This is a genomic window from Phaeobacter italicus (assembly GCF_001258055.1).
In the GTDB taxonomy this organism is placed as follows: Bacteria; Pseudomonadota; Alphaproteobacteria; order Rhodobacterales; family Rhodobacteraceae; genus Phaeobacter; species Phaeobacter italicus.
Window position 1 is genome coordinate 838,529 of the sequence record NZ_CVRM01000011.1, and the last position, 16,014, is coordinate 854,542.

The following is a 16,014-nucleotide window of genomic DNA, read 5'->3' on the forward strand; positions in this document are numbered from 1 at the left end:
GGCGACAAAACTAGCTCTCTTATGGTTTCCAAAAGGTAAATCACCCAAATGTCCAAACCGGTCGTCACCCGCTTCGCCCCTTCTCCCACCGGCTATCTGCACATCGGTGGCGCGCGCACTGCGCTGTTCAACTGGCTGTACGCCCGTGGTCGCGGCGGCAAGTTCCTGCTGCGGATCGAAGACACCGACCGTGAACGCTCAACCCCGGAAGCGACAGCAGCCATCCTGCAAGGCATGTCCTGGCTGGGTCTGGATCATGATGGTGAGGTGATCAGCCAGTTTGAACGCGCAGACCGCCACGCCGAGGTGGCCAAGCAGCTGCTGGCTGAAGGCAAGGCATATAAGTGTTTTGCCACGCAGGACGAAATTGCCGCCTTCCGCGAAGAGGCCAAGGCCGCAGGCAAATCAACGCTTTACCGTTCGCCCTGGCGGGATGCGGCAGAGGCCGATCACCCAGATGCGCCCTACGTGATCCGCATCAAGGCCCCGCAGGATGGCGTCACCGTCATCAAGGACGAAGTGCAGGGTGATGTGACCATCCGCAATGACCAGCTGGACGACATGATCCTGCTGCGTTCGGACGGAACACCGGTTTATATGCTGGCGGTTGTCGTGGATGACTATGACATGGGTGTCACCCATGTGATCCGCGGCGATGACCATCTCAACAATGCGGCGCGCCAGATGATGATTTATCAGGCGATGGGCTGGGATATCCCGGTTTGGGCCCATATCCCCCTGATCCACGGCCCCGATGGCAAGAAACTGTCCAAACGCCACGGCGCACTTGGCGCGCAGGAATATCAGGCGATGGGTTATCCAGCCGCTGGTATGCGCAACTATCTGGCCCGTCTGGGCTGGAGCCACGGCGACGATGAATTCTTCACCGATGCCCAGGCACGCGAATGGTTTGACCTCGACGGCATCGGCAAGAGCCCTGCCCGTTTCGACACCAAGAAGCTGGAAAATCTCTGCGGTCAGCACATCGCGATCAGCGACGATGCTGCGTTGCGGAATGAAATTCAGGCCTATCTCGCAGCGGCAGGCAAGCCACAACTGAGTGACGTTCAGTCAAATGATATTGAACGGGGCATGTACTGCTTGAAGGATCGCGCCAAGACGTTCCCAGAGCTCCTTGAAAAGGCGCATTTTCTCCTGACATCCCGCCCGGTTGAGCAGGATGAGAAAGCGGCAAAAGCGCTGGCAAATGTATCCGACGGTATACTGAAAGAATTGACGCCGCAGCTGCAAAATGCTAGCTGGACCCGAGACGATCTGGAGGCGCTGCTGAACGCATTTGCAGAAGCGCAGGGAACCAAGTTCGGCAAGCTGGCCGCCCCCTTGCGGGCTTTGCTGGCCGGTCGTGCGGTAACCCCTTCAGTTTTCGACATGATGCTGATTCTGGGCCAGGACGAAACGCTGGCCCGACTCTCCGACGCCACCGGCTGAGCCCACCGCATTAACTGCCGGGTAAGCTGTGGCCGCTATGACCTCACCTGCGCGAATTATCGTGCAGGTGCGCCTGCACGAGGCGGAATTGACGCCGCCTTCGTGCCTGTATCAGGAAGGGATATCGATGACCGATACACAGAAAACCGCCCAGCTCAGCCTGAATGGCGAAACTTACGAGCTTCCCATTTTCTCGCCGACCGCCGGGCCCGATGTTCTGGATATCCGCAAGCTCTATGGCCAGGCCGGTGTGTTCACATACGATCCGGGCTTTACCTCGACCGCGAGCTGCGACAGCACCATCACCTACATCGACGGTGGCAAGGGCGAGCTGCTGCACCGCGGCTACCCGATCGACCAACTGGCATCCAAATCCCATCATCTCGAAGTGTGCTATCTGCTGCTTTACGGTGAACTGCCGACCGCAGCGCAGCTGGAAGATTTCGAAACCCGTGTGACCCGTCACACAATGGTGCATGAGCAGATGCACAACTTCTTCCGCGGCTTCCGCCGGGATGCGCACCCGATGGCGACCCTGGTTGGCGTTGTTGGTGCAATGTCTGCCTTCTACCACGACTCCACCGACATCAACGACCCCTGGCAGCGCGAAGTGGCTGCGATCCGTCTGATCGCCAAGCTGCCGACCATTGCCGCCATGGCCTATAAATACTCGATCGGCCAGCCCTTCGTGTATCCGCGCAACGATCTGGATTATGCGGCAAACTTCCTGCACATGTGCTTCTCTGTTCCCGCAGAAGAATACCATGTTGATCCGATCCTCGCCCGCGCGATGGACCGCATCTTTATCCTGCACGCAGATCACGAACAGAACGCCTCGACCTCGACCGTGCGTCTGGCGTCCTCGTCCGGGGCGAACCCGTTTGCCTGTATTGCTGCCGGTATTGCCTGCCTCTGGGGTCCGGCACATGGTGGTGCGAACCAGGCATGCTTGGAAATGCTCAAGGAAATCGGCACCGTCGATCGCATCCCTGAGTTCATCGCCCGCGCCAAGGACAAGAACGATCCGTTCCGCCTGATGGGCTTTGGTCACCGCGTCTACAAAAACACCGACCCGCGCGCCAAGGTGCTGAAGCAGTCCGCCGACGAGGTTCTGGAACTGCTGGGCGTCGAAAACAACCCGCTACTGCAGGTCGCCAAGGAACTGGAACAGACCGCCCTGAACGATGAGTATTTCATCGAGAAGAAACTGTTCCCCAACGTCGACTTCTATTCCGGCATCATTCTGGAAGCGATGGGTTTCCCGACCTCGATGTTCACCCCGATCTTCGCGCTGTCGCGCACCGTCGGCTGGATCTCGCAGTGGAAAGAGATGATCGCAGACCCACAGAACAAGATCGGTCGCCCGCGCCAGCTCTATCTTGGCGAAACCATGCGCGACTACGTGGACATCGAAAACCGCTAAGGTTTCGACCCCGATTTGATTGCAACGCTGTCCCTTGTTTGGGGCAGCGTTTTTTTATGCCTCACCCTTCAATCTGTGGGTGAGCGGACATCAGGAAAGATAAACCCAAACAATCCCCGTGCGGCCGCAATATTGTTCGCAGATTGGAAACCTGATTAACCTCTTTTCCACGATTTTAGGGGCTTACGCCCCGTTTTCTTTGACTGCAGGGCAGAACAACCTTACCACCTAGGTACATTTTTATTTAAACCTTAGCGGGAGATGCTCCGGTGATTGCACTCATGACCATGCTTGGTGTCGGCCTTCTTGCGGGTATCATTCTTCACGAAAGCGGTGATGACGATACCAGCGACGCCAGCAATAATGAATCCGAAACCGGCCAGAACGAGAGCCCGGCAATCAACGGCAGCGAGCTTGGTGATCTCTTGCTGGGCACCTCCGGTAACGAAGTCATCTCGGGCGGCGAAGGCGACGACAACATAGACGCACGCGGCGGCAACGACACCGTTGAAGGTGGCGAAGGCAACGACTCCATTGATGGCGGCTCTGCCAATGACAATCTGTTTGGCGGCGAGGGCAATGATGTGATCGTCGGTGGCAACGGTGATGATTTCATGCGCGGCAATGCCGGTGACGATATCCTCGTTGATGGCCGCGGCGAAGACCACCTGGTGGGCGGTCAGGGCAATGACACCATCGTTGGCTCGGGCATTTTTGACGAAGGCAAATATGAGGACCTGCTTCAGGGTCGTCTGACGGCGTCATCCCAGGAAGAAGTCATCAGCACGCTGGAGTATGACATTCGCAATGACACCGACGATCAGGGCGACACCATCAATGCCGGTGCTGGCGATGATGCCGTGGTCTTTGGCAAGGACGACACCGTAACAGGCGGTCTGGGCGATGATGTCTTTGAGACAGGCGTCTGGATGAATGACGAGAGCGATCAGGCCACCATCACGGATTTCACCGCCAGTGATGACCGGATGATCTATTACTATGTCGCTGGCGAAGCCGCACCCGAGCTGGACGTCGTGACACGCGACAACGACGACGGCGGCACCGACGCATTCCTTGTTGCCGATGGTGTGGAAGTGGTCCGCCTGGTCAATGCAGGCAGCGACTTCAACGTCGAAGATCACGTCTCCCTGGTTGAGCTCGCATCCTGATCCAACCAGCAGCTAAAGATAAAAAAGGCCGCCCTTCCAGCTGGAAAGGCGGCTTTTTTGTTCAGCGCTGAATTGATCCCGGATCAGCGGCCTTCGAATTTCGCGGGCCGTTTTTCCATAAAGGCCGTGACACCTTCCATAAAGTCACGGGTCTTGCCGCATTCCCCCTGCAGGTGGGCTTCTTCGGACAGCTGTTCCGGCAGAGAGTTGCCATAGCCATCGCGGATCGCGGTTTTGATCGCAGCAAAGGCACGCGTCGGACCACCAGCAAGATAGGCCGCACGGGCGCGCCAATGGGCGTCAAAACTGTCGTCAGCCACAGCTTCCCAGATCATTCCCCAATCGCTGGCCTGCTGGGCCGTGATCTTGTCGGCAAACAGCGCCGCGCCCATCGCCTTGGCCATACCCATCTGACGCGGCAGGAACCAGGTGCCCCCCGCATCAGGCATCAGGCCGATACGGGCAAAAGCCTGCATGAAATAGGCGCTCTCGCTGGCGATCACCACATCCGCAGCAAGGGCAAGGTTGGCACCTGCCCCCGCAGCCGGGCCGTTGACGGCGGCGATGGTCGGAACCGGGCAGTTATAGATCGCCTCCAGCATCGGGGTATATTCATCGCGCAGTGTGCGTTCCAGATCCAGCTTGCCCTGGCTCGCAGCATCCGACAGATCCTGACCGGAGCAGAAGGATTTGCCGGACCCGGTGATGACCACCGCCCGTGCTTCCTTGCCTGCGCGTTGCATCGCATGGGTGATTTCAGCCCGCATCAGGCCCGTCAACGCATTCATCTTTGCCGGGCGGTTCAGCGTGACGATGGCCAGACCATCCGCCAGCGAATACTGAATTTCCTTGTAATCCATCAATGGGCCTCGCCGTTAATCGTTTGTCGCAGATTTGCCTAAGGAGCCCGGCAGGAAAAGGCAAACGCCGCGTAACCCCAACCGAAAAGAGCCGCCGTTGTCACGGCGGCCCCAACTTGGCCCAACATCGCCCTGCCCTCAGTCCTTCAGGATGCGATCAAGCTGTGCTTTTTCCTGTTCGCTCAGCGCCTGCACCGCGTCCTCTTCGGCTTTGGTATTGCTGCGCCCGCGCAGGTACACGCCCGCCATGATCAGCGCCAGCACAAGCATGATCGGCCCGGCTGCGTAAAGCAGCCAGTTGGCACCGGTCGCGCGTGGGCTCAGCAGCACATATTCACCGTAGCGATCCACAATGAAGTCCATCGCCTCTTCATTGCTGTCGCCTGCCACCAGACGTTCACGCACCAAAAGCCGCAGGTCGCGGGCCAGATCGGCGTTGCTCTCGTCGATGCTTTCATTGCGGCAGACCAGACAGCGCAGGTCTTTGGACAGTTCCCGCGCCCGCGCCTCTAGCGCGGGATCTGCCAGCACCTCATCGGGTTGGACGGCATAGGTAGGTGCGATCGGCTGCAGGACAAGCGCGGCAACCGCCGCGGCACGCAACAGAGAACGGATCATTCTGCAGGTACTCCTTCGCGGGGGCTGCGGCGGGCGCCAGCTGCAACCCGGAAACGCCGGTCACTCAGGCTCAGCAGACCGCCAAGCGCCATCAACAGGCTGCCGCCCCAGATCCAGTTGGCCAGCGGTTTGATATAGGTCCGCACGGTCCAGCCGCCGTTGTCCTGCTGATCGCCGATGACGACATAAAGATCCCGCAGGAAACGGTAATCGATGGCCGCCTCTGTCGTGGGCATCTGCGCGACGGGATAGTCGCGTTTTTCCGGGTTCAGCAACGCCACGAATTTGCCTGCGCGGGTGACTTCGATATCGGCCATGGTGCTGATGTAATTCGGGCCACGGACCCGGCGCACGTCCTGCAACTCCAGCGTATAGCTGCCGACGTTGAAGGGTTTGTTCAGCTCAGCCACGCGAATATCTTCGGCTTCCCATGCGGTCAAACCCGCAATGGCAAAGATCGTGACCCCAAGGCCAGCATGGGCAACCGCCTTGCCCCAGTCAGCGCGCGGCATCCGGATCAGACGCCCCAACCGGTTGGAGCTGCCCGCCCGCAGCCAAAGATCGGCAAACGCCCCAAACACCACCCAGGCGCCCAGGAACAGCCCGATTGGCCCAAGCCCGGAGCGTCCGGTCTGCATCGCCCAGGCCAGCACACCAAGCGCGACAGCCAGCACAAAGACAAACCGCAACCGCCACATGGTGCGCCCCAGCACGCCCCGTTTCCACGGCAACATGGAGCCCACAGGCAGGATCAGCCCCAAAACCACCATGAAGGGGGTAAAGGCTGCATCAAAGAACGGCGGGCCAACGCTCAGCTTGCGGTCAAAGGCCATTTCAGCCACCACCGGCCATAGCGTGCCAAAGAACACCACGAAACAGCTGACCGCCAGCAGGATGTTGTTGGCAACCAGCGCTGTCTCCCGGCTCACGACGCCAAAGACGCCTTTGGCCTGCATGGCCTGCGCGCGGGCCGCGAACAGGGTCAGCGCGCCACCGGTAAAGAACGCCAGGATGATCAGAATGAAGACACCGCGCTCCGGGTCGTTGGCAAAGGCGTGAACCGACGTCAGAAGGCCGGAACGGACGATGAATGTCCCGATCAGCGAAAAGCCAAACGCGAGGATCGCCAAGAGGATGGTCCAGCTTTTGAGGCTCTCGCGTTTTTCGACCACAATCGCGGAATGCAGCAGCGCCGCCGCCAATAGCCAGGGCATGAAGGACGCGTTTTCCACGGGATCCCAGAACCAGAAGCCACCCCAGCCCAGCTCGTAGTAGGCCCACCACGAGCCAAGAGCGATGCCAATGGTCAAAAAGATCCACGCCGCCAGCGTCCAGGGACGCACCCAACGCCCCCATGCAGCATCCACGCGCCCCTCGATCAGGGCCGCAACGGCAAAGGAAAACGCCATCGAAAGGCCCACATAGCCGAGGTACAGAAACGGCGGGTGAAAGGCGAGACCGGGATCCTGCAACAGCGGGTTCAGATCCTGCCCGTCAAAGGGCGGCACCGCCAGCCGCAGAAACGGGTTTGAGGTGAACAGGATAAAGGCAAAGAACGCCACGCCAATCGCGGCCTGCACCGCCAGCACCCGCGCCTTGAGCGTGGGTGGCAAGCCACCGCCGAACACCGACGCGACCGCGCCAAACAGGCTCACAATCAGCACCCACAATAGCATGGAGCCCTCGTGGTTGCCCCAAGTGCCCGAGATCTTGTAGAGCATCGGTTTTGCGGAATGGCTGTTGAGCGTCACCAAGCGCAGCGAAAAATCCGAGGTAACAAACGCCCAGGTCAACGCGCCAAAGGCGAAGGCCGTAAAGAAAAACTGCGCCTGCGCAGCGGGCTCTGCTACCGACATCCAGCCGGGCCAGCGGAAATGCGCACCGATAAGCGGGACCACCATCTGAACGATGGCAATCACAAAAGCGAGGATGAGGGCGAAGTGACCGAGTTCTGTAATCATGGGCTATCTATAGGGCGAAGCGAAATGGCCGCCAATCGCAATCGGCGCGTCCTCACGCCGCAGTGAGAGGGAACCAACCCCGGACAAGGGGTTGGCCATTGCGCGTAATTTAGCACAGCTTGCCGGGTGGTACAGGCGGGTCATCTCGTCTCATCGCGGTCTCGCAACCACTGGCCAAGGGCGGGATTGGCAGCGGCTATCGGCGCCTGCGGCGGCGGCGGCATTGCTGCGTCTTTCGCGGTTGTGCGAAGGGTGTCGATCTCGGCGATATCGTCTGCCACGCGGCGGGCCTGTGCCAGTTGCGCGGCAATATCGCGCTGAAAGCTCTGGTGTTTCACCTGCTGGCGCGCGCCAAAGTAAAACGACACCACAACGCCCAAAAGCCACCACAGGGGTTCTGGCACCAACGCAAGGCCGCGCATACGGGCTGCAAACCACAAGGGATCAACCATCGCAGCCGCCAAGAGCCCCAGGGTCGACAGCGCAAGCAAAGGGCGCGGCAGGCGGTTCATCCCATCCATCAGCCGGTCAAACCAACTGCGCCGGTCGCGGGAAAACTCGGCCGCGAACTGCTCCATCGCGGCCCCATGGCGGGCCTCACTGCGCAGCGCTGCCCCTTCGGCGTTTTCGCGAAACACCTCGATCGTTTCAGCCACCACATTGCGCCCCCCACCAAACAGCGCCCGCAGCGTGTCGGCAATCAGTCCGGACAACAGCCGCATCACCCCTACTCCCATTCTGCCACACGGGCCTGAAATTCAGCCGGGCTGAGATGATAGCGCGGCGAAACAAATGCCTCGGCCCGCAAGATCCAGCCGCCTTTGCCCCCTTTGCGGGTGCGGGCATACTTGCGGCTGGCGGGTCTGCGATCGGCGATGCGAAAGTAGTAATTGCGCCGGGCCACGCCATAGGCATCGCGCAGCGAAGTTCGCCCGATCTCTGCGGCGGCGCGGGCCGCGCTTGCGGTTTGCGGGCCGATGCGGCCGTCGACCGCCACCTCATATCCCATCGTCGCCAGCAACCGCTGCAGGATGCGCACGGCGTTGTCACCTGCGTTCACATACATATCAAACACCGATGGCTGCAGAACCTCCGGCAGGGCCGAGATGCGGGGCTTGTCAAAGAAATGTCGGATGAAAAGATCAACAGCCTGGCTCCGGCTCACAGAGGCCACGTCGCGCCTGTCCACCTGCCCGTCACCGGTCAAATCCAGCCCCAGCCTGCGCAGCGTCGCAAGGGTGACGCCGTATTTTGTCGCGCCGCCCGGATCATCGGGGTCATCCACATAGCCGCCTTCGCGGGTGATGATGTCTTCGGCAATTGCCTTGATGTCCTGCATGTTCTGTCCCTTTCAAACGGGGTGAGACAGACAGGATCGCAAACAAAAATGAGCGTACTCCGACCAGGGCGTACGCTCATATGGCAACGGGTAGGAATTGGCGGGCGCTAGCTGCCTTCGGGTTCCTTGTAGACGCCCTGTTCCTTCAACGCGTCGACCACTTCCTTCGGCATGTAGGTTTCGTCATGTTTGGCAAGGATTTCAGAGGCTTCGAACACACCGTTCACGTAGCGGCCGGTTCCGACCATGCCCTCGTTTTCGGAAAACAGATCAGGCAGGACGCCGGTGTAGGACACCGCAACGCTGGCCCCGCCGTCGGTGACGGAAAACCGCACGGTTTCGCCCTGACCGCGCACGATGCTGCCTTCCTCGACAAGACCGCCAATACGGAAAACCTCGCTCGCCGCGGGCGGTTCGGCAACAACCTGGCTGGGCGAGCGGAAGAAGTTGATCCCGTCGCGCATCGCATAGCCAATCAGCCCCGTCGCAACCACCAGCGCGACAACCGTCAGCGCGATGACCTGGATCCGGCGTTGTTTCTTGAGCGACTTCATCGGGGCCTCTTTGTCCTGTTTGCAAACGGCACTGACATGGCGGCTGTCCCCTTACGGGAACAGTGGCGCCATCATCAGGCCGGTTGTTTCATCCTCACCTAACATCAGGTTGGCATTCTGCAAGGCCTGACCGCTGCTACCTTTTGTCAGGTTATCCAGCGCCGCAATCACGATGGCGCGGCCTTCGATCCGGTCCTGTGTCACGCCAATATGGCAGAAGTTGGAGCCGCGCACATGGTGCGAGGACGGCGCCTCGCCAAATGGCAAAAGCTCGATAAAGGGTTCATCCGCGTAGGCTTTGGCAAAGGTGTCATAAATCGCCTGTGCATCGCCTTTGACATAGACAGTCGCCAGAATGCCGCGGTTGGCGGGCACCAGATGCGGCGTGAACTGCACCTTGACCGGGCGGCCTGCGAGTTTGGAGAACTCCTGATCGAATTCGCCCAAATGCCGGTGGGTGCCACCAATCGCGTAGGCGTTGTAGCCCTCGCTCAGTTCTGCGTGCAGCAGATTTTCCTTGAGCGAACGCCCCGCCCCCGAAACCGCGCACTTCAGATCGAGAATGATGTCGTCCAGATCAATCACACCAGCCGCAATCAGCGGGCGCAGCGCAAACTGACCGGTGGCCGCGTTGCAGCCTGTGCCCGCAACGAGCCGGGCGGATTTGATCTCTTCCCGGTAGAATTCGGTCAGGCCATAAACCGCCTCTTTCTGCTGGTCGAGGGCCGCATGGGCGTTGCCGTACCATTTTTCATACTCTGCCGGGTCGCGCAGCCTGAAGTCCGCTGACAGATCGACGATCTTCAGCGTTTTTGGCAGGGCTGCGATCACCTCTTGGCTGGTTTTGTGCGGCAGTGCGCAAAAACACAGGTCGATGCCGGTAAAGTCGATTTCATCGATCTTGCACAGAACAGGCAGATCCATGTGGCGCAGGTGCGGGAACACTTCGGCCATGGTCATACCGGCCTTACGTTCCGCAGACAGGGCCGCGATTTCAATGTTCGGGTGCTGGGCGATCAGCCGCACCAGTTCGGCGCCAGTGTATCCGGAGGCACCAAGGATAGCTACTTTATGGGTCATGTGAGACCTCTTTGACCTGTGGGTAAATGCAGTGTCCGCAAACGCAGGCTTGCGGCGGTGATAACAGGGAATGGTCCCGACCGGATTTGTCTGAGGTCAAGGACCGGCAGAAAATCCGTGCGGGAACGCCCGGATCAGGCCGCCTGAAAGGTGATTTCTCGTCGCAGGAACTGCGTTGCGCGGGTGCTGACGCGATTTGCGTCGCCCGTGGTCAGATAGGCACTGCCACCGGTGCCCAGCATCTGCGGATGGCGGGTCAGATAGTCGGCGAGACTTTCGGCAACCAATGCCCCCTGGCTGAAGACCTTGACCTTGGGGCCGAGTGCGGCCTGAAAGGCGTCCTCCATGAGCGGATAATGGGTACAGCCCAGAATGGCCGCCTGCGGGTTGGGCATCTTGCGCAGCAGCGCATCAACGTGGCTTTTGACCAGCGCATCGGCAAGGATCATGTCGCCATCTTCAATGGCATCCACCAGACCGCCGCAGGACTGCGCCTCGACGTCAACGCCAATGGCGCGAAACGCCAGTTCACGCTGGAACGCGCGGCTGGCCACGGTTGCCGGGGTCGCAAACAGCGCGACATGTTTTGTTTCAACTTCACGCGGGGGGGAATTGTCGCCCCATTCCCGTTCGGTCAGCGCTTCGATCAGCGGGACAAACACCCCCAGCACACGCTTGCCTTCGGGCACGCCTGCCTCTTGCATCCGGCGCAGCGCCGCCGCCGAGGCGGTGTTGCACGCCAGGATCACCAGATCACAGCCGCGCTCCCACATCGCATTGACCGCGTTGTTGGTGAGCTGGAACACATCCTCTGCGTCCCGCACGCCGTAGGGCGCGCGCGCGTTGTCACCATAGTAGAGAAAATCCACATCGGGGAGCCGCCGTTGCGCGGCATCCAGGACGGTCAGCCCGCCCAGGCCGGAATCGAAGATACCTACAGCCATCTGTCTCTCTCATTGCCCGCTCAGGCGCGGTGTTTTTGCTCGAACTCATACCCGTAGTCCACGGATTTAAGCGGCGTCGGAGACAGCTCATACGTTGCTTTGCGCAGGAAATCCATCATTGCTTTTGTCTCACCTGCAAGCGGATCAAGCACATCGCGCCCGATCGGCCTGCCGATGACCACGCGAACCGGCGTGTCCACGCGCTTTTTGAACTGCTGGATCAACAAACCCATGCGCAGTGTTGCGTGCATGTGGCTGGCAATCTGGAACAGCCGCGAGGTGTGACCGTCAAAAAACACCGGCACCACCACCGCATCTGATTTGGCGATCATCCGGGCCGTGAACCCCCGCCAGCCCGGATCCATCGGATGTGCAAAAGGCGTCACACCGGTGGAGACCGTTCCGCCCGGGAAAATGCCGATAGCGCCGCCCTGCCCCAGATAGTCGAGCGCAGTCTTGCGGGTCGCCAGATTGGTGCGTAGCGCATCTTTGGTTTCAGCGAAATCAACCGGCAGGATCACCTTGCTGAGATCTTCGGCCCGGCGAAACACCTGATGGGCAAGAATGCGAAAGTCGCCGCGTGTTTCCGCCAGAATATGCCCCATCATCAACCCATCAAGAATGCCATAGGGGTGGTTTGCGATCAGGATGACAGGTTGGTCGGTGGGGATATGGCTCAGCGAACCGCCAACGACATCAAGCGTCAGCCCATAGCGTTCTGCCATCACGCCCCAAAAACTCCGCCCGGCAGCGACCTCCTGCTCGTAGCCTGCTGCGCGCCGGATAAGGCTGAGCCGGCCAGTCGAGTTTTCCATGAGCCGGATCATCGCGCGCCCGGCGCGGGTCGAGGCGGAATGCGCGTAGGAAATGTCACGGGCAAGATGGCGCTGAGCCTGCATTGTCGCGTCTCCGTCTGATGTCGCAGGGTCTGTCTAGACCGGAAGCGCTCTATGCGACAGATCCATGACAAAGGTGTGACAGGGCGCGGCAAACTGCCATCAAACACATCAGGGCGCCCCACGTGGGAGCGCCCTGAAAAATCATCCGGCTCGCCGCATGGCTTACTGCGCGGCGGTTTTCATCGGCTCGCCCCCTTGGCGCAACACCGAGAGGATTTCCTCGCGCCTTTTCGCGCCTTTTGCCTCATTGGCCTGCTTGACCGGGCCAAAGCCACGGATTTCCAGCGGCAGCTCTGCCAGTGCGATGAGAGGTTCCATGATCTCAGGCGATGCCTTGGGCAGCCATTCCTTCATGTCGCTCTCATACTGTTTGATCAACGCCCGCTCCATCTTGCGCTCGGCAGTGTAGCCAAACAGATCCAGCGGGGTGCCACGCAGTCCTTTGAACTTCGCCAGCAGGCGCAACCAACGTTCCATACCCGGACCGAATTTGCGCTTTTTCGGGCGGCCATTGGGGTCGGTGCCTGTCAGCATCGGCGGCGCGAGATTGTAGGAGATCTTGAGATCACCCTCAAATTCGGCCTCGGCCTTCTGTCGGCTCGACAGCAGCAGACGGGCGACTTCATATTCGTCCTTGTAGGACAACAGCTTGTGATAGCCCTTGGCCACCGCTTCCTTCAGCGCCTTGTCGGAAATGCCATCCAGCATCTTGGCGTAACGCTTGGCCAGGCGCGGGCCCTGATAGTCGGTCAGATGCGCCTTGCGGAAGGTGATTTTCTCGTCCAGCGTCTTGGGCAGTTCGACCACATTGGGCTCTGCCAGGCGCGCGGCCTCCTGCGGGTAAAGCACGGCCCAGCGACCGATATCGAAGGCGCGCAGGTTGCGTTCCACCGCCGCGCCATTCAGGGTGATCGCCTCCTGGATCGCCTCCAGGCTGATCGGCAGCAAGCCGCGCTGCCAGGCCGCGCCAAAGACCATCATGTTGGAAAAGATGGAATCCCCCATGCTGGCGCGCGCCAGTTCAGAGGCGTCAAACAGGTCCAGACGCTCGCGCAGACGCGCTTCCAGCGCCACCTGCAGACGGTCGCTCGGGATCTGGAATTCCGTGTCGCGGGTAAAGTCGCCGGTGATGATTTCATGGCTGTTGACCACCGCACCGGTCTTGCCGGTCTTCATCAGGCCAATGGTTTTGGCCCCCGCCGACACCACCAGATCACCCCCGATCAGCGCGTCACATTCGCCGGTGGCAACGCGGATCGCACTGATGTCCTCGGGCGTGTTGGCAATACGGCAGTGGATATGGACCGCGCCACCCTTCTGGGCGAGACCGGCCATTTCCATCATGCCAGCCCCCTTGCCATCAATCTGCGCGGCCTGCGCCAGCACTGCACCGATGGTGACAACGCCAGTGCCACCCACGCCGGTGATGACCACGTTATGGGTGCCATTGATGCTTGGCAGCTCAGGCGTGGGCAGGTCCGGCAGGTCCAGTGCGGCGGTTGGCTCCTTGCGGATCTTTGCCCCTTCGATGGTCAGGAACGACGGGCAGAAGCCTTTGACGCAGCTGAAATCCTTGTTGCAGGAGGACTGGTCAATCGCCCGTTTTCGGCCGAGCTCCGTTTCCTTGGGCACGATAGAGACGCAGTTTGATTGCACCCCGCAATCGCCGCAGCCCTCGCAGACATCAGAGTTGATGAACACCCGCTGGTCGGGATCAGGGAACAGGCCCTTTTTGCGGCGGCGGCGTTTTTCGGCGGCGCAGGTTTGAATATAGATGATGGCAGAGACGCCCTCGACCTGCTCAAACTCCTTCTGCACCACCATCAGCTCTGCGCGTTCGTGCATCCGCATGCCTGCCGGGAACAGCTTGGCGTCGACGTCTTCCTTTTCATCATAGACCACGGCGATGGTTTTCACCCCCATCGCTGTCAGCTCATGCGCGATCTGCTGCGCTGTCAGCCCGCCCTCGGCCTCTTGCCCGCCGGTCATCGCGACCGCGTCATTATAGAGGATCTTGAAAGTGATATTGGTGCCCTCAGCCAGCGCCGCGCGGATAGCCTGCACGCCTGAGTGGTTGTAGGTGCCATCGCCGAGGTTCTGGAACACATGTTTGCGGTTCGAGAACGGCGCCTCGCCGACCCAGTTCACGCCCTCGCCGCCCATATGGGTAAAGCCGGTCGTTTCGCGGTCCATCCACTGCACCATGAAGTGACAGCCGATCCCCGCATAAGCACGCGAGCCATCAGGCAGCTTGGTGGAGGAGTTATGCGGACAGCCCGAGCAGAAGTACGGCAGACGCGCGGCGATCTCCTCGGCATTGTCTGCGCGCTTGGCATCTTCCAGCGCCGAAAGCCCGGCGCGGATTGCCTCGGTCTCGCGACCCTCTTCGATCAGGATCTGCCCCAGTTTTTCAGCGATCATGATCGGGTCGAGCGCGTATTTGGTCGGGAACAGCTCGTCGCGGTGCATGCCGCCTGCGCCGCCCTTGTACCAGCCATAAACCCGGCGGCCCCGACGGTCATCAAAGATGGCTTCCTTGATCTGGATCTCGATCAGCTTGCGCTTTTCCTCGACCACTACGATCAGGTCCAGCCCCTCCGCCCAATCGTTGAAGCCCTTCATGTCCAGTGGCCAGGTCTGGCCCACCTTATAGGTGGTGATGCCCAGCCGTTCGGCCATGTTTTCGTCGATGTTCAGCAGCGACATCGCATGGACCAGATCCAGCCAGTTCTTGCCAGCCGCAACAAAACCGATCTTGGCGCCCGGCTTGCCCCACATCCGCTTGTCCATCTTGTTGGCGTGGCTGTAGGCCTCTGCCGCAAAGCGCTTGTAGTCGATGATGCGGTTTTCCTGGCGGAAACGGTCGTCATCCAGGCGAATGTTCAACCCGTCCGCCGGCATATCAAATTCGGGTGTGACAAGCTGCATCCGGTCGGGATTGCCGTCCACGACCGATGTCACCTCGATCGTATCCTTCATGGTTTTGAGCCCCGTCCACAGGCCCGAGAACCGGCTGAGACCAATCCCGTAGATGCCGTAATCCAGGATTTCCTGAACGCCTGCCGGGCTGACGATGGGAAGGTAGCAATCCATCAGCGACCATTCGGACTGGTGCAGCACGGTAGAGCTTTCGCCGGTGTGGTCGTCGCCCATCGCCATCAGGACGCCACCGTATTTGGACGAGCCGGCCATATTGGCATGGCGGATGGCATCGCCAGAGCGGTCAACGCCCGGCCCCTTGCCGTACCACAGGCCAAACACGCCGTCGTATTTGCCCTCGCCGCGGACTTCGGCCTGCTGGGCGCCCCACAGGGCCGTCACGGCGAGATCTTCGTTCAGACCGTATTGAAAGGTGATATCGCTGGCGGTCAGGTGTTTCTCTGCCCGCTTCATCTGCATATCGACCGCACCAAGAGGCGAGCCGCGATACCCCGTCACCAGACCTGCGGTGTTCAGACCGGCCTGAACGTCACGGTGTTTTTGCATCAGCATCAGCCGCACCAGCGCCTGCGTACCATTCAGCATGACCGGCGATTTGGTCAGGTCATATTTGTCGTTCAGTGAAATCTTCTGCGTGCTCATTCTTGGCCTCCCCAACCATGACTAGCTTGCTCATCTGCGCTCAATAATAGGTCATAATTGCTGACCTGTATACTGTTTTCTGTCAGAATGTGTTTCACTTGGCCCTATGAAATTGAAAGTATCGATACATTTCATA

General features: G+C 60.1%; 13 protein-coding genes. 3 read left to right on the plus strand and 10 right to left on the minus strand.

What is annotated here, in order from left to right; all coding sequences use genetic code 11:
* Nucleotides 1-48: 48 nt before the first annotated feature.
* The 3 genes from gltX to NIT7645_RS07195 all read left to right on the plus strand — a co-directional run bounded on the left by gltX (nucleotide 49) and on the right by NIT7645_RS07195 (nucleotide 4,041).
* The gene (gltX, locus tag NIT7645_RS07185; protein ID WP_008561986.1) at nucleotides 49-1,449 is read left to right on the plus strand and encodes a glutamate--tRNA ligase; all 1,401 of its coding nucleotides are present in this window, start codon (nucleotides 49-51) and stop codon (nucleotides 1,447-1,449) included.
* A 127-nt stretch (nucleotides 1,450-1,576) separates the two neighbouring features.
* On the plus strand, nucleotides 1,577-2,872 hold the full coding sequence (locus NIT7645_RS07190; protein WP_008563188.1) for a citrate synthase: 1,296 nt from the start codon (nucleotides 1,577-1,579) through the stop codon (nucleotides 2,870-2,872).
* A gap of 269 nt (nucleotides 2,873-3,141) precedes the next feature.
* Nucleotides 3,142-4,041 carry a calcium-binding protein gene (locus NIT7645_RS07195; RefSeq protein ID WP_008562467.1) on the plus strand — a complete coding sequence of 300 codons (900 nt, stop codon included), beginning with the start codon at nucleotides 3,142-3,144 and terminating at the stop codon, nucleotides 4,039-4,041.
* 83 nt (nucleotides 4,042-4,124) lie between these two features.
* On the opposite strand, the gene NIT7645_RS07200 is transcribed toward NIT7645_RS07195, so the two are convergent.
* The 10 genes from NIT7645_RS07200 to NIT7645_RS07245 form a co-directional block, all read right to left on the minus strand.
* On the minus strand, nucleotides 4,125-4,901 hold the full coding sequence (locus tag NIT7645_RS07200) for an enoyl-CoA hydratase-related protein (protein WP_008561226.1): 777 nt from the start codon (nucleotides 4,899-4,901) through the stop codon (nucleotides 4,125-4,127).
* Between the two features lie 138 nt (nucleotides 4,902-5,039).
* A complete protein-coding gene (locus NIT7645_RS07205; RefSeq protein WP_008559976.1) occupies nucleotides 5,040-5,519 on the minus strand; it encodes a cytochrome c-type biogenesis protein in 480 nt (159 codons plus the stop codon).
* Complete coding sequence (locus NIT7645_RS07210; RefSeq protein WP_008559146.1) at nucleotides 5,516-7,480, minus strand: heme lyase CcmF/NrfE family subunit; 1,965 nt, start codon at nucleotides 7,478-7,480, stop codon at nucleotides 5,516-5,518. Before NIT7645_RS07210 ends, NIT7645_RS07205 begins: the two co-directional genes overlap by 4 nt.
* A 140-nt stretch (nucleotides 7,481-7,620) precedes the next feature.
* A complete protein-coding gene (locus NIT7645_RS07215; RefSeq protein WP_008559523.1) occupies nucleotides 7,621-8,202 on the minus strand; it encodes a holin family protein in 582 nt (193 codons plus the stop codon).
* Nucleotides 8,203-8,207: 5 nt separating this feature from the next.
* Nucleotides 8,208-8,819 carry a holin-associated N-acetylmuramidase gene (locus NIT7645_RS07220; RefSeq protein WP_008559907.1) on the minus strand — a complete coding sequence of 204 codons (612 nt, stop codon included), beginning with the start codon at nucleotides 8,817-8,819 and terminating at the stop codon, nucleotides 8,208-8,210.
* Between the two features lie 107 nt (nucleotides 8,820-8,926).
* The gene (gene ccmE / locus NIT7645_RS07225) at nucleotides 8,927-9,373 is read right to left on the minus strand and encodes a cytochrome c maturation protein CcmE (protein ID WP_008561762.1); all 447 of its coding nucleotides are present in this window, start codon (nucleotides 9,371-9,373) and stop codon (nucleotides 8,927-8,929) included.
* Nucleotides 9,374-9,424: 51 nt separating this feature from the next.
* On the minus strand, nucleotides 9,425-10,453 hold the full coding sequence (gene argC / locus NIT7645_RS07230) for an N-acetyl-gamma-glutamyl-phosphate reductase (protein ID WP_008561179.1): 1,029 nt from the start codon (nucleotides 10,451-10,453) through the stop codon (nucleotides 9,425-9,427).
* Between the two features lie 134 nt (nucleotides 10,454-10,587).
* Nucleotides 10,588-11,397 carry a glutamate racemase gene (gene murI, locus NIT7645_RS07235; RefSeq protein WP_008560884.1) on the minus strand — a complete coding sequence of 270 codons (810 nt, stop codon included), beginning with the start codon at nucleotides 11,395-11,397 and terminating at the stop codon, nucleotides 10,588-10,590.
* A gap of 20 nt (nucleotides 11,398-11,417) precedes the next feature.
* Complete coding sequence (locus NIT7645_RS07240) at nucleotides 11,418-12,296, minus strand: lysophospholipid acyltransferase family protein (RefSeq protein WP_050672320.1); 879 nt, start codon at nucleotides 12,294-12,296, stop codon at nucleotides 11,418-11,420.
* A gap of 162 nt (nucleotides 12,297-12,458) precedes the next feature.
* Nucleotides 12,459-15,878, minus strand: coding sequence for an indolepyruvate ferredoxin oxidoreductase family protein (locus NIT7645_RS07245; RefSeq protein WP_050686402.1), 3,420 nt, complete (start codon nucleotides 15,876-15,878; stop codon nucleotides 12,459-12,461).
* Nucleotides 15,879-16,014: the final 136 nt, after the last annotated feature.

Coding starts and splice junctions, on each gene's coding strand:
- NIT7645_RS07240 (WP_050672320.1), bottom strand. CDS start 12,296: ATGCAGGCTCAGCGCCATCTTGCCCGTGACATTTCCTACGCGCATTCC.
- NIT7645_RS07245 (WP_050686402.1), bottom strand. CDS start 15,878: ATGAGCACGCAGAAGATTTCACTGAACGACAAATATGACCTGACCAAA.
- murI (WP_008560884.1), bottom strand. CDS start 11,397: ATGGCTGTAGGTATCTTCGATTCCGGCCTGGGCGGGCTGACCGTCCTG.
- NIT7645_RS07205 (WP_008559976.1), bottom strand. CDS start 5,519: ATGATCCGTTCTCTGTTGCGTGCCGCGGCGGTTGCCGCGCTTGTCCTG.
- argC (WP_008561179.1), bottom strand. CDS start 10,453: ATGACCCATAAAGTAGCTATCCTTGGTGCCTCCGGATACACTGGCGCC.
- NIT7645_RS07200 (WP_008561226.1), bottom strand. CDS start 4,901: ATGGATTACAAGGAAATTCAGTATTCGCTGGCGGATGGTCTGGCCATC.
- ccmE (WP_008561762.1), bottom strand. CDS start 9,373: ATGAAGTCGCTCAAGAAACAACGCCGGATCCAGGTCATCGCGCTGACG.
- gltX (WP_008561986.1), top strand. CDS start 49: ATGTCCAAACCGGTCGTCACCCGCTTCGCCCCTTCTCCCACCGGCTAT.
- NIT7645_RS07210 (WP_008559146.1), bottom strand. CDS start 7,480: ATGATTACAGAACTCGGTCACTTCGCCCTCATCCTCGCTTTTGTGATT.
- NIT7645_RS07190 (WP_008563188.1), top strand. CDS start 1,577: ATGACCGATACACAGAAAACCGCCCAGCTCAGCCTGAATGGCGAAACT.
- NIT7645_RS07220 (WP_008559907.1), bottom strand. CDS start 8,819: ATGCAGGACATCAAGGCAATTGCCGAAGACATCATCACCCGCGAAGGC.
- NIT7645_RS07215 (WP_008559523.1), bottom strand. CDS start 8,202: ATGCGGCTGTTGTCCGGACTGATTGCCGACACGCTGCGGGCGCTGTTT.